We start from the raw sequence: 25,722 nt of genomic DNA, 5'->3' as shown, positions 1-25,722 counted from the left end.
ACTCAACCGGGCCAGCCCTCCTTCGGCCAGTCGCGGGCGCTGTGGATCACGCGCAGCACGACGAGCCTGTCACCGTCGAGGGTATAGGCGATGATCCACGGCAGCCCGGACACCGTCTTCTCATAGGTGCCGGTGACGCGCCCCGGCCGGCCGATCGGGCGCTCCGCCAGCAGGTGTGCGGCGCGGTCGATCGCTGCGGCTACCCGCCGGGCGGCTTCCCGATCGTCAGCTGCAATCCGCGCGATGGCATTCTCGAAATCGTCGAGCGCCGCGGCCGACCACAGGAGGGAGCGCATCAACGCTTGCCGTTGCCGGCCTTGTCGATGCTGCCCGAGATCCTCGCCATCGCTGTCTCATGCTCGACGAGGCGCCCGGCTTTCAGATCATCGATACCCTGCTCGATCCCTTCGACGATCGCCGCTTCGCGGGCGACATAGGCGGCGATCGCCTCGCCAGCGAGGAAAGAGGGCGTACGCCGCGTCGCCTGAGCCAGCCGGCCGAGCTTGTCCTTGACCTCTTCCGGCAGGCGGATCGTCATGGTGGTCGTTGTCATGGTAGCCTCGGCGAATGTGCACGACGTACACATTATAAGCGATTGTACCCGCGCAAGTGAAGGGCCCTGACATCCCTTCAAAATTGTCAGCCGATCCGTTTGCGATTCTGGCGGAAACTGGGCAACAATCCCGCCCGACACTCGTGATCGGCGCTGCAGGCCTGATTCTTTGTCAGGCCGACAGCGCCGTTCCTTGCGTTTGAAGAACCGGAAAACCGGCTCCGTCGGGGTGTCCTGCCCCGGATGACGAAATCTCAGGGATAGGAAATTCGATGTCGGCCTTGCTCATCATCATTGTCTTGAGTGCGTTATCGATCGTCTACGGCTTATGGGCCTATGGCGACGTGATGAAACGCGATGCCGGCAGCCAGCGCATGCAGGAGATTTCCGGCGCGGTGGCGGAAGGCGCGCAGGCTTATCTTAAGCGCCAGTACATGACGATCGGCATGGTCGGCGTCGTGCTCTTCCTCGGCCTGATCTGGCTGCTCGGCGCCTATGTCGGCATCGGCTTCCTGATCGGCGCCGTGCTCTCGGGCGTCGCCGGCTTCATCGGCATGAACGTTTCGGTCCGCGCCAATGTCCGCACCGCGCAAGCCGCGATGCAGTCGCTCGGCGAGGGACTCGACGTCGCCTTCAAGGCCGGCGCTGTCACCGGCATGCTGGTCGCCGGCCTCGCTCTGCTGGGGGTCGCCTGCTATTACGGCTTCCTCACCGGGATGAAGGGCTTTGCGCCCTCGGATCGCGTCGTTATCGACTCGCTCGTGGCGCTCGGCTTCGGCGCCTCGCTGATCTCGATCTTCGCCCGTCTCGGCGGCGGCATCTTCACCAAGGGCGCCGATGTCGGCGCCGACCTCGTCGGCAAGGTCGAGGCCGGCATTCCCGAGGACGATCCGCGCAACCCGGCGACCATCGCCGACAATGTCGGCGACAATGTCGGCGACTGCGCCGGCATGGCGGCCGACCTGTTCGAGACCTATGCGGTGACGCTGGTCGCGACCATGGTGCTCTCGGCGATCTTCTTCGCCGGCCAGCCCGTTCTCGGCGCGATGATGCTCTATCCGATGGCGATCGGCGCGGCCTGCGTCGTCACCTCGATCATCGGCACCTTCTTCGTCAAGCTCGGCGCCAACCAGTCGATCATGGGCGCGCTCTACAAGGGCTTCATCGCCGCCGGCGTGCTTTCGGTCGGCGCCATCGCCGCGGTGAACTACCTGATGTTCGGTGGCTTTGCCGCCTCGTTCACCACTGTGCAGGGCGTGACCTTCACCTCGGGCGGGCTGTTCGGCTGCGCGCTGGTCGGCCTCGCGGTGACGCTGCTGATCGTCGTCATCACCGAATACTACACCGGCACCGGCAAGCGCCCGGTCGTCTCGATCGCCCAGGCCTCGGTCACCGGCCACGGCACCAACGTCATCCAGGGCCTCGCGGTCTCGCTGGAATCGACGGCGCTGCCGACCATCGTGATCATCGCCGGCATCATCGTCTCCTACGGCCTTGCCGGCCTGTTCGGCATCGCCATTGCAACGACCGCCATGCTCGCGCTGGCCGGCGTCGTCGTCGCGCTCGACGCCTTCGGCCCGGTCACCGACAATGCCGGCGGCATCGCCGAGATGGCCGGCCTGCCCAAGGAGGTCCGCCACTCCACCGACGCGCTCGACGCGGTCGGCAACACCACCAAGGCGATCACCAAGGGCTACGCGATCGGCTCGGCCGGCCTCGGAGCGCTGGTGCTGTTCGCCGCCTATACCTCGGACCTCAATTTCTTCGTCGCCGAGGCCAACAAGGCGGGTTCGACCACGTTCCAGTACTTCAAGGGCGTCACAGTCGACTTCACCCTGTCGAACCCTTACGTCGTCGTCGGCCTGCTGCTCGGCGGCCTGATCCCCTTCCTCTTCGGCGGCATGAGCATGACCGCGGTCGGCAAGGCGGCGGGCTCGGTGGTCGAGGAAGTCCGCAGGCAGTTCAAGGAAAAGCCCGGCATCATGGAAGGTACGGACCGGCCCGATTACGGCCGTGCCGTCGACATGCTGACCAAGGCGGCGATCAAGGAGATGATCGTGCCGTCGCTGCTGCCGGTGCTGGCGCCGATCGTGACCTTCTTCGTCATCAACGCCATCGCCGGCAAGAACCAGGCCTTCGCCGCGGTCGGCGCCATGCTGATGGGCGTGATCGTCACCGGCATCTTCGTCGCCATCTCGATGACCTCGGGCGGCGGTGCCTGGGACAACGCGAAGAAGAGCTTCGAGGACGGCTTCGTCGACAAGGACGGCGTGCGCCATCTCAAGGGCTCGGAGGCGCACAAGGCCTCGGTCACCGGCGACACCGTCGGCGACCCCTACAAGGACACGGCGGGCCCCGCCGTGAACCCGGCGATCAAGATCACCAACATCATCGCGCTGCTGCTGCTCGCCATCCTGGCGCACAGCTGAGCACGGCGGCGATCTTTGGAAGCCTGGCCCCGCGGAGCGATCCGCGGGGTTTTTCATTGTGTTGTGAACGGCTTGGAAGGCGAACGAGATTCAAGTTCTCAGCCGCTTGAATCAAATTCGGAGCATCGACGTGATAGATTTGATCGGAGGCATCCTTCTGGATGCGCTCGGCTACACGACCGCGCGCCTGCTCGTTCCACTTCTGACCTTCGGGTGCATTCGCGTGCAGCCTCTTCGAGCCGAGCCGCGACGGCATAACTGGTTCGGTTTTTCGCGCAACCCCGACGGTTCCCGCCAGCTCGAGGCGACAATGGCCGGCTGGTATGGCCTGCTCTTCTGGATCGCGGTGGTGATCGCCGTGCTGGCTTTGCTTCGCTGAACGATTGCCGAGGCTTTAGGAGCCTACGGCCGCCACCGTAGCGTTCCCGAACGACGAGCCCGCCGCCGCCTGTCATGGTCCGCCCGTCTCCAGGAGGACCAGATGACCACCCCAGCCGCTTCCGCCACCGCACGATCGGGGCACCTGACCGACCTTGCCTGTCTGCTCCTGCTGGCGACGCTCTGGGGCGCCTCCTACAGCTTCATCAAGCTCGGGGTCGAGACGATCCCGCCGCTGACCCTGATCGCGGCGCGCACGCTGATTGCCGGCGCGCTCCTTCTCGTCGTCATTCGCCTGCGCGGGCTGAAGCTCCCGCGCGATCCCGTCGTTTGGCGGCGCTTCCTGATCCAGGCTTGTCTGAACAGCGCCGTGCCGTTCACGCTGATCGCCTGGGCCGAGACCAGCGTCGATGCCGGCCTCGCCACGATCCTCAACGCCGGCTCGCCGATCTTCGCCTTCCTGCTCAGCCTGCTGCTCTTCCGATCCGAGGCAGCCGCTGGCCGCAAGCTCCTCGGCGTCGCCGCCGGCATGCTCGGGGTCTGCCTGATCATCGGCGTCGAGGCGCTGTCGGGCTTCGGCCGCGAGCTCTGGGCCCAGCTCGCCCTCGTGGTCGCGGCGGCCTGCTATGGCGGCGCGGCGCTGTTCGGGCGCAATTTCAAGGGGCTCGACCCGATCATGCCGGCCGCCGGCTCGCTGATCTGCGGCGCCGTGATCCTGATCCCCTTCAGCCTGCTCGTCGACCGCCCCTGGACGCTCACGCCCTCGGCCGGATCGATCCAGGCGCTGCTGGCGCTCTCGGTGTTCTCGACGGCGCTCGCCTTCATCCTCTATTTCCGGTTGATCGACCGGCTCGGCACGGTCGGGACGACCTCGGTCGCCTATCTGCGCGTGCCCACCGGCGTCGCCATCGGCGTTCTCGTCCTTGGCGAGCGCCTGAGCCCGACCGCCTGGGCCGGCCTCGCTTTGGTGATCGTCGGCGTGTTCGCGATGACGCTGCCGGAGCGAAAGTCCGAGCGGGCCTGAAGAGCCGGCGCCGCCCCAAAGCAAAAAAAGCCCCGCGGCGGCGCCGCGGGGCTTTCGCATCTGGCGAGAAACAACGCCCGTCAGGCGCCGAACGGCGTGAACTTGGTGACGCCGCGGAACAGGTTGCGCAGGAAGCTCTGCTCTTCGCCGCCGGTCGTGGTGGTGCGGCTGATGAAGTCGAAGATCACCCCGTCCTGCAGGCCGTAATTGGCGATGCGCTCGACCTTGAAGCCCTTGTTGAAATAGATCACCAACACCTTCTGGTCGATCACCTGGAAGTCCTGGAACTGGAAGCGGCGGCGCACCGTCTGGCTGATGTAATAGAAGGTGCGGTTGCCGACGGTCGAGGTCGTCGACGGCGTGCCGAGCGTGGTCAGCACCGTTTGAACGTCCATGCCGACCTTCACCTTGGCGATCAATTCCTCGTCCATGACGAAGCCGCGGGTGAACTCCTCGTTGAGGCCGGCCGAGGTCGGGGTGCGGAAGCCGAGATTGGTGGCGGTGCCACAGCCGGCCAGCGGCAGCGCGGCGGCCAGCGAGCCGATCAGGACGGTACGGCGGGTCGGAGCAGTCATTCGTGGCGGATCCGAGGGAAGGCGCGCGGAGCGACCGCGCTTGTCAGGGTGGGTGCGCTTGGCGTAACGCCCGAGCATGGCTTTGGCAAGGCAAGTCGGGAAAAGCGAGGTAAGGCTGTGATCTTCGGCCTGTTCGGCAGGAAGCGTGCGCGGATGGCGCCCGCCAATGCGTTGCTGGAGCGCATCATCGATGCCTCGCGCGAGCCTGCTCTTTATCTGCAAGGAGGGGTTCCCGACGAGTTCGAGGGGCGCTTCGAGGCGTTGACGCTGCATCTTTTTCTGGTGCTGCGCCGCCTGCGCGACCTGCCGGCCCCGGCGGCCGATATGGCGCAGGACCTGATCGACGCCAGCTTCGCTTATCTGGAACTCGGCTTCCGGCAAGGTGGAATCAGCGATATCGCCGTGCCGAAGCGGATGAAGAAGATCGGCCGCAGCTTCTACGGTCGCCTCAGCGGCTATGAAGAGGCGCTGGCAGCACAGGAGCCCGGCGCCTTCGAGACAGCCTTGAAACGCAACATCGCCCCGGGCATCGACGCGCCAGCGCTCGCGCGCCATGTCGATGCGGCTGCCTCCGCCTTGGCCACGCGCTCGCTCGACGATATCCTCAGCATGGATCCGTTGTTTCCGCCTTTCGCCGACAGCATCACCACATGACCATGTCCCAGCAAGACCAGTTGCCGCTACGGCGCCCGATCCGCGTCGAGAGCATCACCCTGCGGCCGGTCGCGGCCGAGGTCGTGCCGGAGCAGGCCGATCTGCCCGCGATCGCGGCCTTTCTCGGCGTTGCCTCGGTCGAGGCGCTGGAGGCGAGTTATTCGCTCTCCCGAAATGGCGAGCGCGTGAAGCTCGAGGGCGTGATCAAGGCGAGCCTGCACCAGAGCTGCGTCGTCACGCTCGATCCCTTCCCGGTCGAGCTCAACGTGCCGATCAAGCTCGACTTCGCGCCTGAGGCCGAGATCGCCGCCATGGCGAAGCCGTCCGAGGATGACGAGATCGATATCGAGGTGCTGCTCAACGAGGAGGAGCCGCCGGAGTCGATCGTCGATGGCGTGATCGATCTTGGGGCGGTCACCCTCGAATTCCTGGCGCTGTCGCTCGATCCCTATCCGCGCAAGCCCGGCGTGGCGTTCAGCGAGCCGGCGCCCGAGACGCCGGCCGAATCGCCTTTCGCGGCGCTCTTGCAGCTGAAGCGCGAGTAATGATTGGCGAAAACCTCCGTGCTTTCCCTTGCGGCGAGCGTCCAACCCGCTATTGTCCGCCGCCCACCCGGCCGCCCCGGCAGGGGGCGCAGCCCCTGGAATCGATCACCACCGCATGACACGACCGGTTACAATCGCGCTCGACGCCATGGGCGGTGATCACGGCCCGTCCGTGGTCATCCCGGGCGCCGCCCTCACGCTCGAACGCCGTCCCGACGCGCGCTTCGTGATCTTCGGCAATGAGGGCGAGGTCGCGCCGCTGCTGGATGCGCATCCGAAGCTCAAGGCGGTCACCACCTTCCATCACACCGAGGTCTCGGTGAAGATGGACGACAAGCCGAGCCAGGCTCTGCGCTATGGCCGCTACAAATCGTCGATGTGGCGCGCCATCGACGCGACCAAGACCGGCGAGGCCGACGTCACCGTCTCGGCCGGCAACACCGGCGCGCTGATGGCGATGTCGAAGTTCTGCCTGAAGTCGATGCCGCAGGTCGACCGTCCGGCGATCGCCTGCTTGTGGCCGACGGTTCGCGGCGAGAGCGTCGTGCTCGATGTCGGGGCCACGATCGGCGCCGACGCCCAGCATCTGGTCGATCTTGCGGTGATGGGCGCGGCCATGGCCCGCGTCGTTTTCGACATCGACAGGCCGAGTGTCGGCCTGCTCAATGTCGGGGTCGAGGAGATCAAGGGCGTCGAGGCGGTCAAGGAGGCCGGCCGCATCCTGCGCGAGAGCGGCCTGCCGCATCTCGACTATCACGGCTTCGTCGAAGGTGACGATCTCGGCAAGGGCACGGTCGACGTCGTCGTCACCGAAGGCTTCACCGGCAACATCGCGCTCAAGACGGCCGAGGGCACGGCCAAGCAGATCGGCGAATATCTGCGGGCCGCGATGGGGCGTTCGCTGATGTCGAAAATCGGCTATCTTCTCGCCCGCGGCGCCTTCTTCGCGCTGAAGGAGAAGATGGATCCGCGTAAGGTCAATGGCGGCGTTTTCCTCGGCCTGGAAGGCATCGTGATCAAGAGCCATGGCGGCACGGATGCGGTCGGGTTCGCCAGCGCGACCGAACTCGGCTACGAAATGGCGCGCGAGAATCTGATGGCGAAGGTGCGCGAGATGGTCGCCGCGACGGCGCGGCCCAGCGCAGCACCGGCAGAGCCACAACAGGTCGCTAGAGCCGGATCCGATCAGATTGAACAATCTGATCGGTGAATCCGTCTCCAGATCAAAATAGGAGACCGCTTTGCCGATCGCTTGCGATGCAAGCTGATCGGCGCGGGCTCCGGGGCGAGTAGGGAAGAAACGTCCTTGTCCAGAATGCGATCCGTCCTGCGCGGCTGCGGCTCCTATCTGCCGGCGCGCATCATGACCAACGCCGAATTGGCGGCGAAGGTCGACACCAGCGACGAGTGGATCGTCCAGCGCACCGGCATCCGCGCCCGCCACATCGCGGCGGACGGCGAGACCACCGGCATGGTGGGCCTGAAGGCAGCTGAGGCTGCGCTCGCCGATGCCGGCATCCCCGCGAGCGAGATCGACCTCATCATCGTCGCGACCGCGACGCCCGACCACACGTTCCCCGCCACCGCGACCTATGTCCAGGCCGAGCTCGGCATCACCCAAGGCGCCGCCTTCGATCTGCAGGCCGTCTGCTCCGGCTTCGTCTTCGCGCTCGCCACCGCCGACAAGTTCCTGACCAGCGGCGCCGCCAAGACCGCGCTCGTCATAGGCGCCGAGACCTTCTCGCGCATTCTCGACTGGGAGGACCGGGCCACTTGCGTGCTGTTCGGCGACGGCGCCGGCGCCGTGGTGCTGCGGGCGGAGGAGGGCACCGGCACGCTCGCCGATCGCGGCGTGCTGACGACCCATGTCCGCTCCGATGGCCGCTACGCCAACAAGCTCTATGTCGATGGCGGGCCGGGCTCGACCAAGACCGTGGGCTTCCTGCGCATGGAGGGCCGCGAGGTCTTCAAGCACGCGGTGATCAACCTGGCCGAGACGGTACGTCATACCTTCGAGGAGACCGGGCTTTCCGGCGATGACATCGACTGGTTCGTGCCGCACCAGGCCAATCGCCGCATCATCGACGCCACGGCGCACAAGCTCGGCATCGGCGAGGACCGGGTCGTCGTCACTGTCGACAGGCATGGCAACACCTCGGCCGCCTCGATTCCGCTGGCGCTCGCCGAGGCCCATGCCGACGGCCGGATCAAGCCGGGCCAGCTCGTGCTGATCGAGGCGATGGGCGGCGGCTTCACCTGGGGCTCGGCGCTGATCCGCTGGTAGGCGGCCGGATTGTCTGCCTAAGCTAAGCGCTTTTGATTTATGACATTTTCTTAGCGGTCGTCAGCGCGGATTTTCCGCGTTTTTCAACCTATGCGGGTGTTTCGAGGATTGACCGCAGTCGCCTCGCCGCCTAGCGTCCGGCTCCGGTGGGGCTAGGGTTAACGGGGACGCCGCTGCTGAAAGAAACGCCTTGGAGGAATTGATGGCGGGGCAAACGATTACGCGGGCCGATTTGTGCGAGGCGGTCTATCAGAAGATCGGCCTGTCGCGGACGGAGTCTTCGAAGCTGGTCGAGGCGGTGCTGGACGAGATCTGCGATGCTGTCGCGCGCGGGGAAAACGTCAAGTTGTCTTCGTTCGGCTCGTTCGTGGTGCGCGACAAAGGCGAGCGAATCGGGCGTAATCCGAAAACCGGCGTCGAGGTCCCGATCGAGCCGCGTCGCGTGATGGTGTTCAAGCCGTCCAACGTGATGAAGGCGCGGATCAACGGACTGAACGGCGTAGGTGAGGAGGAGTGACTCTGGAGTTCCACGACGGCGGATACGAGGCCGAATTGGATAGCAAGAGCCCAGACGCATTCAGAACCATCAGCGAGGTCGCCGAAGACCTCGACATTCCCCAACACGTCCTGCGTTTCTGGGAAACGCGCTTCTCCCAGATCAAGCCGCTGAAGCGCGGCGGCGGCCGGCGCTACTACCGGCCCGACGATGTCGCGCTGCTCAAGGGCATCCGCCGCCTGCTCTATGGCGAGGGCTACACCATCAAGGGCCTGCAGCGCATCCTGAAGGAGCAGGGGCCGCGCCATGTCCAGGCTATCGGCCGCGGCGGCGAGATCGTCGGCGGCCGTACGGCCGCTCCTTCGCCGGCAGCGGCCCGGATGGCTGATCCGCGCGCAGAGCCGATGCCGCCGGCTCAGCCCACCCGTCCTGCAGCGATCGCCGAGCCGGGCTTCGCAGCCAAGGCGCTGCTCTCGTCCCTGCCGCGCTCGGCGCAGCCGCTGGTCGGGGCTGACGACCTTGCTTTCCTGAAGGCGACGCTGTCCGAGCTGATCGAGTGTCGTCGCCTCCTGCACGGCGCCCTGGCGACCGCGAACGCCGGCGAAGACGGCTGAGTTCGGCAGACCCGGCGACTTGAATCTTCGCCCCTGGCTCGCTAGATCAGCCGGCGAGGACGACCTCCGCAGGCCTTTTCGCCCGCGTTTTTCCCCTAGGCGTGGACGACCCCGCCCTTCTCAATGGAGGGCCGCCATGGCCTGGATTTATCTTCTCTTCGCCGGTCTGTTCGAAGTCGGCTGGGCCATCGGGCTGAAATACACGCACGGCTTCACCCGCCTCATCCCGACCCTGCTGACGGTCGGCAGCATGGTGGTGAGCCTCGGCCTGCTCGGCCTCGCGCTGAAGACCCTGCCGCTCGGGACGGCCTATGCGCTCTGGACCGGGATCGGCACGATCGGCACCGCCACCCTCGGCATCATCCTGTTCGGCGAGCCGGCGACGGCGCTGCGTCTTGCCTGTATCGGGCTGATCGTCGCCGGCATCGTCGGGCTCAAGCTCGTTTCTTGAGGGCCCGGCCGGGCAATCAGCTCACGTATTCAGCGTGCCCGGTTGGGTCGTCATCCCAACCGGGGGCGAGCGCGCCCGGACGAGCGCATGGGTTGCTGTGGCTGATGAAGGCCGGCTGACACTGGGCGGCAGGGCGCGATGCGGACATCTGTCGCGTCTTATGCCCGGGAAGCTGCCATTTCGGCGGTCTTGCTCCGCCGAGCGGCTGGCCAGCCCTCGCAGGCTAGTCCGTAAGATATCGATACTTCAGAGAAAAATGGTCGGAGCGAGAGGATTCGAACCTCCGACCCCTTGTCCCCCAGACAAGTGCGCTAACCGGGCTGCGCTACGCTCCGACGCGACGGCTTATAGAGGGCCGGCCGCGGCGATGCAACGCGGCAATTGCCGCTATGCGCATGGGATTCACATCTGCCGATCGTCATGCGCAGGCGGCGCGACTGCGGCAGGGGTGATGCCTCTGCGGGCGGTTCGGCGAACCAGGGTGCGGACGAGGCCGGCGAACACGATCGCCAGCGGCAGAGCCATCACCGCATTGTTCTCGAAAGCGAGCCAGAGCGATGCTGCCAGCGTCGCGATGGCGGCGAAGCCAAGGAGGAGGTTGGTCATGGTCGCCACCACCCCGCTGCGGTATTGCCGCGCGAGGCCAAGTCTCGCGCGGCGGCCAATCCGGCGTCCCGGCAATCAACCATGCACCGAATTTCCCGGTGCAAAGGGTCATCGTCAAGCGAAGTTCAGGGCAGGGCGCTGGCGCTGGCGCAATCGTCGCTTCTCGGCCGGGCGCGCGTTGCGTCGCACGCGCCGCTCGCTCTTCAGCGTGGGCGGACACAACTCGGTACCGACGGGCGGCGTTGAAACTGGCGATTGCTCCGTCATCATGGCCGTCAGCCCGAATGGATCGAACGCGCTGGTGACGGTCCGCTGGCCGATGCGCGCCTGTGCATCGGCATAGTCGGCGGCCTGCTCGCGCACTTTCTCGGCGATCACCTTGAAAAGCTGGAACATCATGGCTTTCGTCTCCTGGCCGCATCGCGGCGTTGCGAGAACAACGCGTGAGATTGCTTCGGGTGCCACGGCACCCGCGATGTTTCGCGGCATTGTGACCTGTCCGACTGGGGAATGACGCCATGATCCGCACAGCTCTGCCGGTTCTGCTTGGCCTCTTGCTTTTCGGCGGTGACGCGAGGGCCTCGCTGTTTTGCATCGTGCCTGAAACGGGGGATGGCTTCGTCGCGCTGCGCGCTGCCCCCGGTGCGAAGAGCCCGCTGATCCTGCGCATGAAAGCCGGCGACGAGGTCCAGATCGTCGAAGGCGGACGCGGCGGCTGGAGCAAGGTCAGGTATTGGCCCAGCGATGCCCGGTTGGCGAAGGGCTATGACGGCTTCACCGAGGGCTATGTCGCGCGCCGCTTCCTCAGGGATTGCGGGTGATCCAGCGAGGCCGTGCAGCCCGGCCCGGATGACCAAGGGCTGTCCACAGTAAGATTTCATTAACGGATTCTGTTCAAATCCAGTTCACAGAGTGAAGGTTATCTTCATGATACTGGCACCAATTCATGGAGGCCCCGCCATGACCCTGGACTGGCGCAACAGCCTGATGCTCGGCTTCATCGCGGCCGTGTTCGTCACCTGCCTGTTCGGCCCCTATATGATCTCGGTTATGCTCGGCGGGCTCGGCCTGACGTGCTATCTCACCAAGCACGCCAGGCCCGGAGCCTGAGCCCGTCTCACGCCGCGAACGCGAGGCGCTGAGCCAACCAGTCCCGCACCAGCCCCAAGTCCGCTTGTGACAGGCCGTGACCGGTCGGCAGGCTGCGGTGCTCCACCACAGCCCCCGCCTCGGCCAATGTCGCTGCCAGCCGCGCTGCGTTCTCTTCGGGGATGATCGGGTCGAAGCTGCCCGAGACGATCAGCACCGGCTTGGCCGCCAGCGTCACCGCAGGCGGCTTGACGAAGGGCGACATCGCCCGCAGCAGCACCGCTCCCGCCAGCACCTCCGGCCGCAGCAGCAGCATCGCTGCGGCGATGTTGGCGCCGTTCGAGAAGCCGAGCGCGATCGGCGCCGGAAGCCCGTATTCCGCGCGCGCCTGCTCGACGAAATCGGCGAGCTCATGCGTGCGCCGGATGAGATCGTCCTCGTCGAAGACGCCCTCCGCCAGCCGGCGGAAGAAGCGCGGCATGCCGGCTTCGAGCGTCCGGCCGCGGGGCGAGAGCAGCGCCGCCCCCGGCGCGACGGAGCGCCCGAGCGGCAAGAGATCGTTCTCGTCGCCGCCGGTACCGTGCAGCAGCAGGAGCGGCGCCTGGCCGGGCGCGGTCGCCGGCTCGAAGCGGTGGATGAAGGGCTCAAGCGCGCTCATGACGCGGCCTCCTTTCCCGATGACATTGGATGGGTGACGCTCCGCCCGAAGGCGGAGCGCATCTGCAGGTCAGACCAGAGCCGGCAGGACGGCCTCGATCTCGGCACGGCGCGTCTCGTACTGCGCCGGCAGCTTGAGGGCGCCGCCGAGATCCTCGGCCGGCTCGTCGATGGCGAAGCCCGGCGCGTCGGTCGCGATCTCGAACAGTACGCCGCCGGGCTCGCGGACGTAGACGGAGCGGAAATAGTTCCGGTCCCTCTGCTCGGTGGGGCGCAGGCCGAAGGTCTCGGTCAGCGTCTTCACCATGCGGGCCTGCTCCGCGTCGTCGCCGGCGCGGAAGGCGATGTGATGCACCGAGCCCGCGCCCATCCTCGCCGGCAGGAAGCCGCCGGCGGCGCGCAGGTCGACGATACCGCCATGAGCGGTGCCCTCCGCCCGCATGCGGACGGTGTTGCTCTCGCGGCCGGCCTCGGCGAAGCCGAAGACGTCGCGCAGGATCGCGGCGGTCGTCTCCGTCTTGTCGAGCAGCAGGGTGACGCCGTGGAAGCCGCGAATGGCGGATTCGACGGGCACCTCGCCATTGTCGAAGGCCGGCTCGCTCTCGGCACCGGGCACCGCGACCAGCGCAAGCCGCATCCCGTCCGGATCGCGGAAGCTCAGCACGGTCTCGCCGAAGCGCTTCTGCGGGGCATCATGGGCGACGCCGTTGGCGATGAGACGATGGGTCCAGTAGCCGACCGCCGCTGCAGGGATGCGGAAGGCGGTCTCCTGCGTCTCGCCGACACCGAGCCGGCCGGGCGCGACATGCTCCCAGGGGAAGAAGGTCAGGATCGTGCCCGGATTGCCGCCGGCATCGCCGAAATAGAGATGCCAGGTGGTCGGGTCGTCGAAGTTCACCGTCTTCTTGACCAGGCGCAGGCCGAGGACGCGGCTGTAGAAGTCGAGATTGCGGCGCGCCGGGCCGGCGATGGCGGTGACGTGGTGGATGCCGTTGATCTGCATGACGATAGTCCTCCGGGCTGCGAGAAGCGGCCCTCGTTGACGCCAAGATGATTGCGGCTCGCCAAATTGCCAGACCCCAATCATTGCATAGAAGCAATCTGATTATCGTGAAATGCCAATTTGAATTGCATGATAGAGATCGGCATTTTCTGAGCCAGACCAACACCGGTCCTTCGGAGAAAGACCATGATCGACACTCGTTTCGCCCCCTATGGCGCCCTCGTCTTGCGCGTCGCGCTCGGCGTGATGTTCATCGCCCACGCCTATCTGAAGTTCGGCGTCTTCACGGTTGCGGGCTTCACGGGCTTCCTTGGCCAGGTCGGCCTGCCCGGTTTCCTCGCCTGGCCGATCATCCTGGCGGAAGTGCTCGGCGGGCTCGCCATCCTGACCGGCTTCTATGGCCGCTATGTTTCGATCCTGCTGCTGCCGATCCTGCTCGGCGCGCTCTTCATCCATGCCCCCAATGGCTGGGTTTTCAATGCGCCGAACGGTGGCTGGGAATATCCCGCCTTCCTCGCCCTGACCGCGCTCGGCCATGCCCTGATCGGCGACGGCGCGCTGGCGCTTCGTCCGGCCGGGCTCCCGGCGGCCGCCAAGCCCGCTCTGGCCTGAGCCTCACCGACATCACGACTGAACGGGCGACAGGTTGCTGCAACCTGTCGCCCGTACCATCTATCTGGGAAGCCGATTCGCCCGGAGCCGCCCGCTTGCCGACCGCCGCCTCTTCCGTCGCCTGGGACGATTTTCGGCTGATCAAGGCCATCGCCGAGGCACGCAGCCTGCCGGCCGCCGCCGAGTTGATCGGCCTCAACCATTCGACCGTCTTCCGTCGCCTCGGCCAGATCGAGGAGAGCCTCGGCACGCGCCTGTTCGAGCGGCACCGCTCGGGCTATGTGCCGACGCCCGCGGGGGAGGAGATGGCGGCGCTGGCCGAGCGGCTGGAGACCGACATCGCCGGCTTCACGCGCCGCCTCGCCGGCCGCGAGATCCTGCCGGCGGGCGAATTGCGCGTCACCACCAACGACTCGCTGCTGGTCGAATTGCTGACGCCGCTCTTCGCTGTCTTCATGAAGCAGTGCCCGGACATCAAGCTCGACGTGCTGCTCGGCAACCAGGCGCTCAACCTCAGCAAGCGCGACGCCGATGTCGCGATCCGCGCCACCGACAATCCGCCGGAGAACCTTGTCGGCCGGAGGGTCGCGCAGATCGGTTGGGCCCTCTATGGGCGAGCTGCCGATTTTCCCGAAGGGGCTCCCGCCGACCAAGCCGAACTCGCCGGGCAGCGCTGGATTTCGCTCGGCGACCAGTTCAGCAATTTCAAGGTCGTGCAGTACCGGCAGAAGCACATCCCCGCCGAGCAGGCCGTCTACAAGCTCAACACCGTGCTGGGTCTCGCCGAAGCGGTCGAAGCCGGCATCGGCATCGGCTTCCTGCCCTGCTTCATCGCCGACAAGCGCCCGGGCCTGACGCGACTCGCCCCGCCTCAGACCGGCTATGCCGCCGATCTCTGGCTGCTGACCCATCCGGATCTGCGCCATTCGCCGCGTGTGCGGCTCTTCCTCGACTTCATGGCGGCCGAGTTGACGAAATTGCGGCCATTGATGGAGGGCGGGGCCATAGGCCGGGAAGATGCCGAGGCATCCTCGCCGGCCGAGGCGTAGTCGGAGGTTGGAACGTCAGGCCGCCTGGCGATTGATCCCGGCTTCCGCCAGCTTGGTCAGCTTGCTGTCGGCGGCATGCTCCTCGTCGAGATTCTGCTGCAGCAGGGCGGCGCAGTCCTCTCGTCCGAGCTGCTTGGCCCAGGCGGTCAGCGTGCCGTAGCGGGTGATCTCGTAGTGCTCGACCGCCTGCGCCGCGGCGATGATCGCCGCATCCAGCACCTGCTTGTCCTCGACCTCGCCGGTCACGTCGTCGGCCTCCTCGAGGATGCCGTCGATCGCCGGGCAGTCGGTGCCCTTGGCCTCGACGCCATGCTGCTGGAAGACCTGCTCGAGCCGGCGGATATGGCCTTCGGTCTCGCCGAGATGAGCCTGCAGACCGTTACGCAGCTGCGTATCCGTGGCCTTCTCGATCATGGTCGGCAGAGCTTTCCTGATCTGCTTCTCGGCGTAGTAGATGTCCTGGAGCTGATGCACGAAGAGATCGTCCATCGTCTTGATATCCTTGGAAAACAGGCCCATGCCTTCCTCCTGCTCGCATGATGTGGATTGCTGAAACCGATGCCGCCTGCCGACGACATGCTTCCCTGTCGCTGCAACGTGCGCCGCCGCGAACTGTTCCGGAGATTGGCGATGGCGGATGCGGCCTGCCGGCATCTGAGCTAGGCTGGCGCCATGGAACTGCTCATTCCCCTCATCGCGGGCCTGGCGCTGATCTGGCTGATCGGCCGCGGCGTACCCTGGAACGCCAAGCTGATGACCGTCGTCGTCACGCTGGCGGTCATCGTCGTGATCCTCTTGCTGGAGCGCAACGACCTCTGGCCCGAGGCGTTCCGGCGGCGCTGAGCTGCGTCGCCTGCCTGTGGTTGTCTCTTTTCGAGCCGGTGCGGCTGGGCGCTCGTTAACCGTCCCTTAAGGCTCTGATTGCGCCCCCTTCGCCTTAGGCGCAGGGTCGCCGCCTCATGTCAGGAAAGCGGGACATATCGTGATGTCGATGGCGTTGGCTGATCATCGGCCGCTGCGGCCGCAGGGCGCTGTCGTGACCGGCAAGGGCTCGCTGGAGAGCTTCTTCGCCGGGCTCCAGCCCGACTGGCATTCCAGCTGGGCTTGGGACCACTACGAGGCGACGATCCTGGCGCTGATGCACCAGTTCGGTCTAAAGCGGCTCTGCGAGATCGGCGGCGGCCGCGATCCGCTCTTCACCGCGCAGGAAGCCCGTCGCTATGGGCTCGACCTCGTCGTCAACGACATTGACGCGGGCGAGCTCGCCCTGACGCCGGAGGGCTTGCGCACCGCCCGCTTCGACATTGCCGGAGACCTCTGCGAGCCGGACATCGCCCGCAACGGCTATGACATGATGGTCTCGCGCATGGTGTTTGAGCATGTCCGTGACGTCGAGCGCGCCTGGAGCAACATCCACGCTCTGCTGGCGCCGGGCGGGATCGGCTTGGCCTTCGTGCCGACCTTGTGGGCACCGGTCTTCGCGCTCAACCACGTCCTGCCGGAGAAGGCCTCGCGCGCCATCGTGCACGCACTCTTTCCGGCGCGGCGCGAGGGCGGCGGGGATCCGAAATTCCCGGCCTTCTACGACTGGTGCCGAGGCAGCCGCGGCACGCTCGAGCCGATGCTGCAGCGCGCAGGGTTCAGCGACATCCACATCCAGCCCTTCTGGGGCCATGGCTATTTCGACCGGATGCCGGGCCTGCGTGGACTGGACGCTGTCTTCAACCGGCTCGCGGCCAAGGCCGACTGGCGCTTCGTGACGACCTACGCCTATGTGGTCGTGCGCAAGGAGCGCTGAGCCGCAAGAGGGGAGGCCGAGCGGCGTTGCGGAGCCAATGCGGATCCGTCCTGCCGGCTCCGACCCTGCATCCAGCGCAGCAGCGGCTGCTCGACATAGCGGTAGACCATGAGGGCGACGAGGCAGGAGGCGACCGTCGCTGCCGCGACATAGGCGGTGAGCGGCAGCGCGCCGCCGATGAGCTGCGTCCAGAGATTGCGCAACGGGCGCAGCACGAAGGGGTGCACCAGATAGAGGCTGTACGAGGCGTTGCCCAGGAGCACTGCGATGCCCATCAGCCGCGACGCTGATCCCTCCACGGCGGCCGGGTTGCGATAGAGGGCTGCGGCCGCGACGATCATCAGGGCAGGCACGCCCCAACGCAGCGCATCCGGGACAGGCCAGTCCAGCAAGCCCGGCCATTGCAGCAGGCCGGCGAAGCCGATGAGCGCCAGCAGCAGCGCCGGCATCGCGCCGAGCCGCCATCCCGCGAGATAACCAAGCGCGAGCAGACAGCCGAAGGCGAATTCCAGGATGATCGACTGGGTCCAGAAGGCGAGCTGGACCTGCGACGGCTCGTACGCCAATCCGATGCCGGCCAGCACGGCAAGGCCGGCCGTCAGTGCCAGCACGGCCCGGCGCATCGGCAGGACGAGCGTGCAGGCGAACAGCGCATAGAAGAACATCTCCAGGTTCAGCGTCCAGCCCAGCGCCATCACCGGGCGGATCTCGCCCGGCGCCCGCAGGGACGGGATGAACAGATAGGACGACAGCACATGCTGCCAGTCGCCGATCGGCACATTGAGCAGCTGCGGGGCGACCAGCGCGCCCAGCAGCAATAGCGTCGTCAGCAGCCAGTAGAGTGGCACGATGCGGACGAAGCGGCGCCACAGGAAGCTGCGCCATCCGCCGGGGCGCTGGAACAGCTGCGTCGAGCTGTAGACCATGATGAAGCCGGAGATGACGAAGAAGATGTCGACGCCGCTGCCCCAGCGCAGGAAGGAGCCGTCGATCGGAGGGCGAGCGAGCACCGTCCCCATGACCTGCGTCTCGTGGATCGCATGGCCGATCACGACGAGCAGCGCCGCAAGCCCGCGCAGGACCTGGATGGCGCGATTCTGGCGGCTGTCTCCGGCGATGGCGGTCATGGCGTCACCTTGGCCGGGCGGCGGCGGGCGATCGCAGCCAGCCCCCAGATCAGCCCGAGCAGCAGGTAGAAATGGCGCCAATGGTCGGTGTCGATCTGGATGCCCTGCAGGATCGTGACGAAAAGCACCGACCACAGCACGATCGCATGGCTTTGCAGCGGGCCGCGCCGGAAGACGAGCCACCAGCCGGCCCAGCAGGTCGCCGCGGTCAGGGCCAGCCATGAGAAGCCGCCCAGCCAGCCATAGGAGGCGAAGGCGTTGATGTAGACGTTGTGCGGGTCCTGCTGGAGGAACAGCCAGCGGAAGCGCAAAGGCCCGAAGCCGTTGGGCTCCGACAGGAGCATCGGAATCGAGCGGAGCTGGCTGCCGAAGCGGCCGGTGACGCCCTGGTCATAGTCCTGGCTGAGGCTGGCGCGGACCTCGAACATCTCGCTGATCACGTCGAACGACAACGCGATCAGGAGCGTGACCACAGCCAGGAGCAGGCTGGTCAGCGTCAGCACCACGATCCGCGCCCGCATCCTGGAGCTCTCTGCCGTCAGGAAGGTCAGGAGCTGCATCATCAGCACGGCGGCGACCAGATTGCCCCAGGCGCCGCGCGAGAAGGTCAGGAACAGCGCCGCGAGCGGAACGCTGACGATGGCGAGGCCGCCGAGAAGCGTGCGCCGCCCCAGCAGGATGTCCTGCAGCACGAAGACGATCGGCAGCACGAGAAAGGGCCCGAGCACGTTCGGATCCTTGAAGGTCGCCGAGGCGCGTCCGTTCAGGGTCAGGCTTTCGCCGAGGCCGGCGATGTCGAAATAGCCGATGATCGCCAGTATGCCGGTGCACCAGGTCGCGAAGAGATAGCCGCGCTTCAGCGCCTCGAGCCGCGCTTGCGTGTCATCCGCCATCACCGCGGCGAGCACGATGGCGGTGACCATCATGTAGAACGAGACGGCGATGAAGCGCACCGCGTCGGGATCATGCATCCAGGGCACGAGCGAGATCGCCCCGCCGAGATTGAAGGCGAGCAACAGCAGCGCGAGCGGCAGCAGCGCGCGCGACAGGCGGATGCCGGTGAGCGCGAACACCGCCAGCACCAGCAGGAACGCGATCTCATAGGGGGAGGGCTCGATGATCGCGACCCAGCTGCAGGCGGTCAGCAGCCAGAGCGATCCGCGCTGCAGACCTGCCTGCGACAGGCGCGGGCGCGACCGCCTGCCGAGACCGGGGCTTGGCGCCAGCGTGCTCAATAGGCGTTCTCGTTCTTGGTCATCAGCGAGAACGGCGTCTTGATCAGGATGTAGAGATCGAGCAGCACCGACCAGTTCTCGATGTAGTAGAGATCATGCTCGACGCGGCGCTGGATCTTGTCCTCCGTGTCGGTCTCGCCGCGCCAGCCATGGATCTGGGCCCAGCCGGTGATGCCGGGCTTGACCTTGTGGCGGGCGAAATAGCCGTCGACCACCTGCTCATAGGCCCGGTTCGAGGCGGTGGCGTGGATCGCGTGCGGCCGCGGGCCGACCAGCGAGAGGTTGCCCTTGAACACCACGTTGAGCAGCTGCGGCAATTCGTCGATCGAGGTCTTGCGGATGAAGCGGCCGACGCGGGTGACGCGGGGGTCGCCCTTGGTCACCTGCTTGGCGGCGGAGAAATCGCTCATCTCATGATAGAGCGAGCGGAATTTCAGCACTTCGATCAACTCGTTGTTGAAGCCGTAGCGCTTCTGCCGGAACAGGATCGGCCCCTTCGAGTCGAGCCTGACGGCGATTGCGGTCGCGATCATCAGCGGCGAGAGCGCGATCAGCGCCAGCGTGCCGACGATCTTGTCGAACAGCCATTTGACGACGATGTCCCAGTCGGCGATCGGCCGGTCGAACACGTCGAGCACCGGGACCGCGCCGATATAGGAATATGAGCGCGGCCGGAATCTGAGCTTCGACATATGGGCCGAGAGCCTTATGTCGATCGGCAGCACCCAGAGCTTGCGCAGCATGGCGAGCAGGCGCGCCTCGGCCGAGATCGGCAGGGTGAAGATCACCAGGTCGAGCTTGGTGCGGCGGGCGAACTCGACGAGGTCGTCGATCGTGCCGAGCTTGGGATAGCCGGCGACGAGATCGGGCGAGCGGTCGTCGTTGCGGTCGTCGAACACGCCGCAGATGCGCAGGCCGGTATCGCGCTGCGCTTCCAGCGCCTTGATCAGCTCCTCGCCGGCCGGGCCGCCGCCGACGATCGCGGTGCGCCGCTCCAGCCGCCCCATCCGGGTGAGACGCAGCACGATCAGCGTGACCGCGGCACGTTCGGCGAGCAGCAGCACGAGACCGACGCCGTAGAAGCCCGCGAGCCAGACGCGCGAGACCTGGTCGCCGACCTTGAGGAAGAAGAACCCGGCCAGCGCCAGCAGGAACAGCACGGTCCAGCCGGCGGTGATCCGCACCGCCATGCTGATGAAATTGCGCAGCGCACCGACATGGTAGAGGTGCAGCGCCTGGAACACGGCGAGCGCGCCGAGCGCCAGCAGCGGCACGGTGATTTGATAGGGCAGGGTGTAGTCGACCACGCCGGCGACGTAGAGGGCGAAGATCAACCCGCCGACGCCGAGGATCACCAGCACGTCTGCAAGGCGCACCAGCCCCTCGATCAGCACCGGCGACAATGTCTGCTTGACCGGCATGGCGGCGATGCGCTCGGCCAGCGGGTGGAAGGCCCGGGTGCCGCTGGAGTCTCCGCTCATCGGCGCGGAGCCGGCGGAATCCGCCTTGATCAGGTCGCGAACGTCGAAAGCGCCCATGTGGTCCAGTCCCCGCTCGCGCATGGCGATCGATACGCGCGCCACGCCAAAAGCCATCTCGACCTAGCGCAAATTGCTCACGGAAGACTTAATCGGACTCTGCGGAAGCGATCGGGATTTGAAGCGAATTCAGCCCGGCGGGGCGCCTCGAAACCACATCGTGAAAGCATCTTTTTTCTCGGGCTGAGAAAGGTCGATTTTCGCTCGGGCCTTCAAGGTATTAGCGCAGGGTTTCGAAGGTCGGAAAATGGGTGGTGAATACCCCTAAAGTCGTGTTTGAGTTGACAAAAAGCATAGTTTCGGGCATCTGAGACGGCGATGAGTGTCTGAGAAGCACATATTTCGTTGACCTTGCCCCCGGGTATTTCCGGTGATTTGGGCGTAGGTGTGTGCTGGCCTCCGGCGAAAGCCTGAGCGCTCCTTTCATCTCGAACATCGTCTCTTAAACGCTAACGATGCGCACCCCGCAGTCGCCGCACCCGCGCCGTCTGCGCCCCGGGCCAGCGCCCTTGTGTGACTTATGTCTTTTCATTGGTTGATCCTGCTCGCGGCCATCGCCGTTGAGCTGCTTGCGACGTCGGCGCTGAAGGCCTTCGTCGCGGGCCCGGTCCTCGTCGCGGTCCTGCCGCTCGTGCTGATCGGATTGTCCTTCGCCCTGCTCAGCGTCGCCCTGCGGGTCATCCCCATGGCCGTCGCCTATGCGGTCTGGGAAGGCCTCGGCATCGTCGGCATCGCCCTGATCGGCCATGCCTTCTTCGCCGAGCATCTGACGGTCCCGCGCATCCTCGCGCTGGCCCTGATCATCGGCGGCATCGTGCTGCTGGAACGCGGCGTCGGTCACGACGCTTCTGAGGAGGACGAGCGGAGGCTGGTGTGACCTTCGCTGCCTCAGCGCAAACCTTCGCGCTTGCCTGGCTCGCTCTGGCCGTCGCCCTCGAGGTGATCGGCACCAGCCTGCTCAAGATCTCCGACGGGCTGAAGCGCCGGCTCGTCGGCGCCCTCGGCGTGCTCTGCGTCGTCGGTGCCTTCGCCGCCCTGGCGCAGGCGATCCGCGGCATGGACCTCTCGGTCGCCTACGCCGTCTGGGGCGGCGTCGGCCTCGTGCTGACGGCCGTGGTCGGCGCGCTCGCCTTCGGCCAGCGCATCCGCCCGGCCGGCTGGCTCGGCATCGCGCTGGTCGTCGCCGGCGTCGTCGCGCTCAAGCTGTTCTGACCGCAGGGCGCCGCCTCAGTTCAGGAACGGGTTCTTCCACCCGCCCTGCTGGGATGGCGCCTTCGGCGGAAACACCTCGGCGAGATAGTCGAGCACCTTGCCGCGCTCCTCCGTGGCGAGGGCCGGCATGTTGTGTTTGGTGACCATCCAGTCGAGCGTCTCGCCCCATTTCTCGCGGCTCATCCCCTGCGCCGCGACCAGCTTGAAGTTGTGGCAGGCGATGCAGGCATAGAAGGCCTCGTCGCGGTTCGGCCCGGCCGGGAACATCTCCGGCGTCTCCTCCGCGGGGGCAGGGGCCTGCGCCAGCGCCGCGGGCGCGGCGAGGAGAAGTCCCGCGCCGAGCATGAGCCCGGCGCGGCGGAGGCGTGCGATCATGACGCTCACCCGACGAGCACCGCGACCCGGTGCATCGGGTTGGCGCCGTAGCCCTGCGGGTTCCAGCCGCCGGCGACATGCGGCTGCGCCCGGCCCTTGCTGTCGGTGGCGCGGACCCAGAGCTCGTAGTAGCCGTCCGAGGGGAGTTCGACCTCGGTCGTCCAGCGCCGCCAGTCATAGCGGTTCTTCGGCTCGGCCGCCTTGGCCGGCTGCCAGGTCGCACCGAAATCGATCGAGACATCGACGCGCGAGACCCCCTCATGCCCGTCCCAGGCGGCGCCGCGCAAGGCGAGCTTGCGTGTGCCGGCGGGCAGGCGCGTGCCGTTGGCGGGGTTAGTGATGATGCCGCGCACCGGCATGTCGGTCATGGTGCGCATGTTCGCATCGTCGGTCTTGCCGCCGGGGATCATCGGCTTGATCGCGACCGAATAGGAGGTGCCGCCCATGCCCTGGCCGTCATGCACCCTGTCGCGGATCGCGATCCGCTTCAGCCATTTATGCGAGACCGAGGCCGGGAAGCCGGGGATGATCACCCTGAGCGGCCCGCCATGGATAGCCGGCAGCGGCTGGCCGTTCATCCCCCAGACCAGGAGCGCATGCGGTTCCAGCGCCGCCGCGATCGGCACGCCGCGCGAAATAGCATCCTTCGTGGCGTCGCCGGAGAGGTGCTGGTCGGCGCCGTAATTGCCGGTGTGCACGGCGGTCGACTTCAGGCCGGCGCTCTGCAGCACGTCGGCGAGTGGCACGCCGGTCCATTCGGCGCAGCCGGCGCCGCCATTGGTCCACTGGTTGCCGCGCGCCTGCGGCTGGAAGAAGGAGCGGCCATTGCCGCCGCATTCCAGCACCATGCGGAAGGTCTTGTGCGTGAACTTCTGCTTGAGTTCGCCGAGCTTGATCTTCAGTGGCGTGTTGACCTCGCCGTCGATGGTCAATTCCCAGGCGTCGCCCTCGGTGAAGGGCTCCGGCGTCTGGCCATTGTTGCGGACGTAGAACTTCTCGAACGGCGTGGTGTCGTCGTCGAGCATGTGCTCGGGCGTCTCGGCGACGAGCGGCCGGTCGCCGAGCAGGACCAGCCCCTTGGCCTTGCCGGGAAAGTCGAGGAGTTGCGGGCCCTTCGGCGCGGCGGCCGCCGGGCCTGCGGACGGAGCGGGGGGCGCAGGCGGCGCGCTTTGCGCCATTGCGGCCGGAATCAGTCCTCCTGGCATGGTGTCCGAGAAGGGGATCGTGCCGCCCACCGCGGCGCCCATGGCGGCGAGCCCGGCGCCGCCGAGGAAGCCGCGGCGCGAGGAATCGGTACGGCGGCCGAAGGCGAGAGCGTCACCCCGCTCCGGGTCGTCGCCATAAAGTTCGCTCAGGGACCGTTCCTGCTTGGCCATGCTGTCCTCCCGTGGGCGTCGTTGATCCTGCACCCTGGAGCAGGATGCGCGAACGCAGAATATTATTCTACCGGTAAGGTTCCGCTCCGGGCCGGCGATCAGTGGCTGCCGCTCGGCTCGCTTCAGCCGACGCGCCTGGCGAGCGCGGCCCGATAGGCGTCGAGAACGCCGTCGACCATGGTGTCGAGCCGGAAATTCGCCTTTACGTGCAAGGCGAGATCGGCAGCCTGGGCGAGGCGTTCCGCCGGCGGGGTCGCCAGCGTCTCACGCATGGCGTCTGCGAGGATGGTCGGGTCGTTCGGCCGGATCAGCCGGCGCGCATGCCCGGGGCCGTAGATTTCCTTGATGCCGCCGACATCTGTCGCGATCAGCGGCTGCGCCGCCGCGGCTGCTTCGAGGATCACATAGGGCAGCGATTCCGCCCGCGACGGGATCACCATCACATGCGCCTTGGCGAGCGCGGCGCGGATCGGCCCCGGCGGCTCGAACACGCATTGGGCGGCGACGCCCTGGTCGACGGTCATCTGCCGCAGCAGCGCCTCGTCCGGTCCGGAGCCGACGATCAGGATGCGGGGCGTCAACTCGTCCCTGCGCTTCAGCAGCGCGAGCGCCTCGATCAGCGTGTCGACGCCCTTGGCCGAGCGCAGCTCGCCAAGATAGGCGAGGTCGAACGCGGCGTGCGCATGGTCGATCGGCTCGAACTCGGCCTCCGAGACGCCGTTCAGCACGATGCGATGGTCGGTGCGCGGTTTGTGTCCGACATGCGCCTCGAACCGCCCGGCGATGAAGGCGCTCTCGAACAGGAACATGTCGGTTGCCGGCTCGAGCAGGCGCTCGATCGTCATGTAGATGCGGTGCGCGGCGCTGCCGGGCTTGTAGTTGAAGCTGCCGCCATGCGGCGTATAGGCGGTGACGTAGCTGCGCCCGGGCGAGACCAGGGCAGGCAGGCGGGCATAGACGCCGCCCTTGGAGCCATGGGCGTGCACGATCTGGGGGGCGAGCCGCTTGCGCGTGGACACCGCTGCTGCTTGCGCACGCATGTCTGTGACGCTCGGATAGCGCGACATCGGCACGCGGGTGACGCCGAGCGAAAGCTGCGGCTCGAGTTCGGCGAAGACCTGGTCGGCGCGGGGCCCGCCGGTCGTCGAGTCGCAGAAGATGCCGACGGCGTGGCCGCGGGCGATCTGGCCGCGGGCGAGGTCGAGCACATGGCGGAAGAGCCCGCCGAGCGGCGCCCGGAAGACGTGCAGGATCCTCAAGGGAGCAGAGCTGGCTGCGGCGGGCATGATCGCGAAGTCCCGGGCAGGTGCGGTCAGAACCAACGTTCCTTGATCACGATCGTGTCGCCGGGCCTGACGGGATAGGTGATCGGCACCGTGCCGGTGACGAGCTGGCCGTCCATCAGCCGGGTGACCTCGGCATAGTCGCGCTGGCCGCGCGGCGTGAAGCCGCCGGCGATCGCCACGGCCGTCTGCACCGTCATGCCGTTCACGAACGGGAACTGGCCGGAATTGGTGACCTCGCCGAGCACGAAGAACGGCCGGTAGGCGTCGACCTCGACCGAGACCTTCGGCTCGCGCAGATAGCCTGCGCGCAGGCGTCCCTCGATCGCGCGCTCGAGCTGCTGCGTCGTGCGACCCTGAACCTCGACCGCGCCGATCAGCGGCATGGAGATGCGGCCGGAGCCGTCGACCGCGTAGATGTTCGAGAGATTGTCCTGTCCGAAGACGATGACGCGCAGCCGGTCGCCGCTGGCGAGTTGATAGGGCGCCGCGGTCTCGACGGCGAACTCCGGCGCAACGATGCGTGGCGCGCAGCCGGTCAAGGCGAGCGCGGCGGCAAGCGCCAGACAGACGGGATGTCTACTCATCATCACCGGCGGGACCCTTCAGAATCTGTCTGTAGGGTTAGTCCGACATGGTTAACAAAAGCTGATCGTCGACCTCATGGCCTTGGGCGGCGGCGTCGGTGCTTTAACCTGCCACTAACCTTAATGCGCTCTGATGACGCTGCGTCTCTTCCGTGGGGCGCGAGAGTTTTGC

Annotated in this window: 33 protein-coding genes and 1 tRNA gene; 18 read left to right on the top strand and 16 right to left on the bottom strand. The window is 66.7% G+C overall.

The genetic code is table 11. From position 1 onward, the window contains the following. Positions 1-2: 2 nt before the first annotated feature. Positions 3-296 (bottom strand): type II toxin-antitoxin system RelE/ParE family toxin, encoded by a 294-nt coding sequence (locus BMZ69_RS17015; RefSeq protein WP_092158676.1) that lies wholly within the window; start codon positions 294-296, stop codon positions 3-5. Continuing rightward, on the bottom strand, positions 296-553 hold the full coding sequence (locus tag BMZ69_RS17010) for a CopG family ribbon-helix-helix protein (RefSeq protein WP_092158675.1): 258 nt from the start codon (positions 551-553) through the stop codon (positions 296-298). Before BMZ69_RS17010 ends, BMZ69_RS17015 begins: the two co-directional genes overlap by 1 nt. A gap of 272 nt (positions 554-825) precedes the next feature. Between BMZ69_RS17010 and BMZ69_RS17005 the strand changes: the two genes are divergently transcribed. From BMZ69_RS17005 to BMZ69_RS16995, 3 genes are all read left to right on the top strand, one after another. Beyond that, positions 826-2,982 carry a sodium-translocating pyrophosphatase gene (locus BMZ69_RS17005; RefSeq protein WP_092158674.1) on the top strand — a complete coding sequence of 719 codons (2,157 nt, stop codon included), beginning with the start codon at positions 826-828 and terminating at the stop codon, positions 2,980-2,982. 130 nt (positions 2,983-3,112) lie between these two features. Beyond that, entirely contained in the window at positions 3,113-3,361 is a 249-nt protein-coding gene (locus tag BMZ69_RS17000; protein ID WP_139219079.1) for a hypothetical protein, read from the top strand. A 102-nt stretch (positions 3,362-3,463) separates the two neighbouring features. Continuing rightward, positions 3,464-4,384, top strand: a complete 921-nt coding sequence (locus tag BMZ69_RS16995; protein WP_092158670.1) for a DMT family transporter — start codon at positions 3,464-3,466, stop codon at positions 4,382-4,384. Positions 4,385-4,464: 80 nt separating this feature from the next. On the opposite strand, the gene BMZ69_RS16990 is transcribed toward BMZ69_RS16995, so the two are convergent. Then, positions 4,465-4,959 carry an outer membrane protein assembly factor BamE gene (locus BMZ69_RS16990; RefSeq protein ID WP_092158668.1) on the bottom strand — a complete coding sequence of 165 codons (495 nt, stop codon included), beginning with the start codon at positions 4,957-4,959 and terminating at the stop codon, positions 4,465-4,467. A gap of 153 nt (positions 4,960-5,112) precedes the next feature. Between BMZ69_RS16990 and BMZ69_RS16985 the strand changes: the two genes are divergently transcribed. The 7 genes from BMZ69_RS16985 (at position 5,113) to sugE (ending at position 10,003) form a co-directional block, all read left to right on the top strand. Continuing rightward, positions 5,113-5,613: a ubiquinol-cytochrome C chaperone family protein gene (locus BMZ69_RS16985; protein ID WP_092158870.1), complete on the top strand. Its 501-nt coding sequence runs from the start codon at positions 5,113-5,115 to the stop codon at positions 5,611-5,613. After that, positions 5,610-6,158 (top strand): YceD family protein, encoded by a 549-nt coding sequence (locus BMZ69_RS16980; RefSeq protein ID WP_092158666.1) that lies wholly within the window; start codon positions 5,610-5,612, stop codon positions 6,156-6,158. The genes BMZ69_RS16985 and BMZ69_RS16980 overlap by 4 nt, the downstream gene beginning before the upstream one ends. A gap of 115 nt (positions 6,159-6,273) precedes the next feature. Continuing rightward, positions 6,274-7,368: a phosphate acyltransferase PlsX gene (gene plsX / locus BMZ69_RS16975; protein ID WP_092158655.1), complete on the top strand. Its 1,095-nt coding sequence runs from the start codon at positions 6,274-6,276 to the stop codon at positions 7,366-7,368. A 96-nt stretch (positions 7,369-7,464) separates the two neighbouring features. Next, complete coding sequence (locus BMZ69_RS16970; protein ID WP_092158652.1) at positions 7,465-8,442, top strand: beta-ketoacyl-ACP synthase III; 978 nt, start codon at positions 7,465-7,467, stop codon at positions 8,440-8,442. A 202-nt stretch (positions 8,443-8,644) separates the two neighbouring features. Then, a complete protein-coding gene (locus BMZ69_RS16965; protein WP_057192231.1) occupies positions 8,645-8,959 on the top strand; it encodes an integration host factor subunit alpha in 315 nt (104 codons plus the stop codon). Positions 8,960-8,994: 35 nt separating this feature from the next. Next, positions 8,995-9,552, top strand: coding sequence for a MerR family transcriptional regulator (locus tag BMZ69_RS16960; protein WP_092158868.1), 558 nt, complete (start codon positions 8,995-8,997; stop codon positions 9,550-9,552). 136 nt (positions 9,553-9,688) lie between these two features. Continuing rightward, positions 9,689-10,003 (top strand): quaternary ammonium compound efflux SMR transporter SugE, encoded by a 315-nt coding sequence (gene sugE / locus BMZ69_RS16955; protein WP_092158650.1) that lies wholly within the window; start codon positions 9,689-9,691, stop codon positions 10,001-10,003. Positions 10,004-10,260: 257 nt separating this feature from the next. On the opposite strand, the gene BMZ69_RS16950 is transcribed toward sugE, so the two are convergent. From BMZ69_RS16950 to BMZ69_RS16940, 3 genes are all read right to left on the bottom strand, one after another. Continuing rightward, positions 10,261-10,338: transfer RNA gene (locus BMZ69_RS16950), tRNA-Pro, on the bottom strand. Positions 10,339-10,405: 67 nt separating this feature from the next. After that, a complete protein-coding gene (locus tag BMZ69_RS16945; protein WP_139219078.1) occupies positions 10,406-10,609 on the bottom strand; it encodes a hypothetical protein in 204 nt (67 codons plus the stop codon). Positions 10,610-10,723: 114 nt separating this feature from the next. Next, positions 10,724-11,008 carry a hypothetical protein gene (locus BMZ69_RS16940; RefSeq protein ID WP_092158646.1) on the bottom strand — a complete coding sequence of 95 codons (285 nt, stop codon included), beginning with the start codon at positions 11,006-11,008 and terminating at the stop codon, positions 10,724-10,726. A gap of 119 nt (positions 11,009-11,127) precedes the next feature. On the opposite strand from BMZ69_RS16940, the gene BMZ69_RS16935 reads away from it, so the two are divergent. Then, the gene (locus tag BMZ69_RS16935) at positions 11,128-11,430 is read left to right on the top strand and encodes an SH3 domain-containing protein (RefSeq protein ID WP_092158644.1); all 303 of its coding nucleotides are present in this window, start codon (positions 11,128-11,130) and stop codon (positions 11,428-11,430) included. Positions 11,431-11,569: 139 nt separating this feature from the next. Next, positions 11,570-11,719, top strand: a complete 150-nt coding sequence (locus BMZ69_RS31640) for a hypothetical protein (RefSeq protein WP_158673524.1) — start codon at positions 11,570-11,572, stop codon at positions 11,717-11,719. A gap of 7 nt (positions 11,720-11,726) precedes the next feature. Here the strand turns inward: BMZ69_RS31640 and BMZ69_RS16930 are convergent, their stop codons facing one another. Further along, positions 11,727-12,356, bottom strand: a complete 630-nt coding sequence (locus BMZ69_RS16930) for an alpha/beta hydrolase (protein WP_092158642.1) — start codon at positions 12,354-12,356, stop codon at positions 11,727-11,729. A gap of 69 nt (positions 12,357-12,425) precedes the next feature. Then, a complete protein-coding gene (locus BMZ69_RS16925; protein WP_092158640.1) occupies positions 12,426-13,358 on the bottom strand; it encodes a ring-cleaving dioxygenase in 933 nt (310 codons plus the stop codon). Between the two features lie 186 nt (positions 13,359-13,544). On the opposite strand from BMZ69_RS16925, the gene BMZ69_RS16920 reads away from it, so the two are divergent. Both BMZ69_RS16920 and BMZ69_RS16915 read left to right on the top strand, forming a co-directional pair. Next, the gene (locus BMZ69_RS16920; RefSeq protein ID WP_092158638.1) at positions 13,545-13,970 is read left to right on the top strand and encodes a DoxX family protein; all 426 of its coding nucleotides are present in this window, start codon (positions 13,545-13,547) and stop codon (positions 13,968-13,970) included. A gap of 95 nt (positions 13,971-14,065) precedes the next feature. Beyond that, positions 14,066-15,019, top strand: a complete 954-nt coding sequence (locus BMZ69_RS16915) for a LysR family transcriptional regulator (RefSeq protein ID WP_092158636.1) — start codon at positions 14,066-14,068, stop codon at positions 15,017-15,019. Between the two features lie 15 nt (positions 15,020-15,034). On the opposite strand, the gene BMZ69_RS16910 is transcribed toward BMZ69_RS16915, so the two are convergent. Next, positions 15,035-15,538 (bottom strand): YciE/YciF ferroxidase family protein, encoded by a 504-nt coding sequence (locus tag BMZ69_RS16910; RefSeq protein WP_092158634.1) that lies wholly within the window; start codon positions 15,536-15,538, stop codon positions 15,035-15,037. A 153-nt stretch (positions 15,539-15,691) separates the two neighbouring features. On the opposite strand from BMZ69_RS16910, the gene BMZ69_RS31635 reads away from it, so the two are divergent. Together BMZ69_RS31635 and BMZ69_RS16905 are read left to right on the top strand one after the other, a co-directional pair. Next, complete coding sequence (locus tag BMZ69_RS31635; RefSeq protein ID WP_175506841.1) at positions 15,692-15,862, top strand: hypothetical protein; 171 nt, start codon at positions 15,692-15,694, stop codon at positions 15,860-15,862. Positions 15,863-16,004: 142 nt separating this feature from the next. After that, entirely contained in the window at positions 16,005-16,817 is an 813-nt protein-coding gene (locus BMZ69_RS16905; protein ID WP_092158632.1) for a class I SAM-dependent methyltransferase, read from the top strand. Here the strand turns inward: BMZ69_RS16905 and BMZ69_RS16900 are convergent. The 3 genes from BMZ69_RS16900 to BMZ69_RS16890 are packed head-to-tail and all read right to left on the bottom strand — an operon-like array spanning position 16,790 to position 20,717. Continuing rightward, positions 16,790-17,944, bottom strand: coding sequence for an acyltransferase family protein (locus tag BMZ69_RS16900; protein ID WP_175506840.1), 1,155 nt, complete (start codon positions 17,942-17,944; stop codon positions 16,790-16,792). The two genes, BMZ69_RS16905 and BMZ69_RS16900, sit on opposite strands and share 28 nt — an antisense overlap. Further along, positions 17,941-19,179: an O-antigen ligase family protein gene (locus BMZ69_RS31630; protein ID WP_175506839.1), complete on the bottom strand. Its 1,239-nt coding sequence runs from the start codon at positions 19,177-19,179 to the stop codon at positions 17,941-17,943. The genes BMZ69_RS16900 and BMZ69_RS31630 overlap by 4 nt, the downstream gene beginning before the upstream one ends. Further along, positions 19,176-20,717, bottom strand: coding sequence for an undecaprenyl-phosphate glucose phosphotransferase (locus BMZ69_RS16890; RefSeq protein WP_092158866.1), 1,542 nt, complete (start codon positions 20,715-20,717; stop codon positions 19,176-19,178). The genes BMZ69_RS31630 and BMZ69_RS16890 overlap by 4 nt, the downstream gene beginning before the upstream one ends. A gap of 520 nt (positions 20,718-21,237) precedes the next feature. Between BMZ69_RS16890 and BMZ69_RS16885 the strand changes: the two genes are divergently transcribed. Then, on the top strand, positions 21,238-21,594 hold the full coding sequence (locus BMZ69_RS16885; protein ID WP_092158626.1) for a DMT family transporter: 357 nt from the start codon (positions 21,238-21,240) through the stop codon (positions 21,592-21,594). Then, positions 21,591-21,929, top strand: a complete 339-nt coding sequence (mdtI, locus tag BMZ69_RS16880; protein WP_092158625.1) for a multidrug/spermidine efflux SMR transporter subunit MdtI — start codon at positions 21,591-21,593, stop codon at positions 21,927-21,929. The genes BMZ69_RS16885 and mdtI overlap by 4 nt, the downstream gene beginning before the upstream one ends. A 15-nt stretch (positions 21,930-21,944) precedes the next feature. Here the strand turns inward: mdtI and BMZ69_RS16875 are convergent, their stop codons facing one another. The 4 genes from BMZ69_RS16875 to BMZ69_RS16860 form a co-directional block, all read right to left on the bottom strand. Beyond that, complete coding sequence (locus BMZ69_RS16875) at positions 21,945-22,304, bottom strand: hypothetical protein (protein WP_092158624.1); 360 nt, start codon at positions 22,302-22,304, stop codon at positions 21,945-21,947. Positions 22,305-22,309: 5 nt separating this feature from the next. Further along, positions 22,310-23,680, bottom strand: a complete 1,371-nt coding sequence (locus BMZ69_RS16870) for a sulfite oxidase (protein WP_092158623.1) — start codon at positions 23,678-23,680, stop codon at positions 22,310-22,312. Positions 23,681-23,802: 122 nt separating this feature from the next. Then, positions 23,803-24,966, bottom strand: a complete 1,164-nt coding sequence (locus BMZ69_RS16865) for a glycosyltransferase (RefSeq protein WP_092158864.1) — start codon at positions 24,964-24,966, stop codon at positions 23,803-23,805. Between the two features lie 26 nt (positions 24,967-24,992). Continuing rightward, the gene (locus BMZ69_RS16860; RefSeq protein ID WP_092158862.1) at positions 24,993-25,550 is read right to left on the bottom strand and encodes a polysaccharide biosynthesis/export family protein; all 558 of its coding nucleotides are present in this window, start codon (positions 25,548-25,550) and stop codon (positions 24,993-24,995) included. Between the last annotated feature and the right edge of the window lie 172 nt (positions 25,551-25,722).

Source organism: Allobosea sp. CRIB-10 (assembly GCF_900112185.1).
Lineage (GTDB): Bacteria > Pseudomonadota > Alphaproteobacteria > Rhizobiales > Beijerinckiaceae > Allobosea.
The sequence above is the reverse complement of the archived record's forward strand: the minus strand, read 5'-3'. Positions and strand labels throughout refer to the sequence as shown.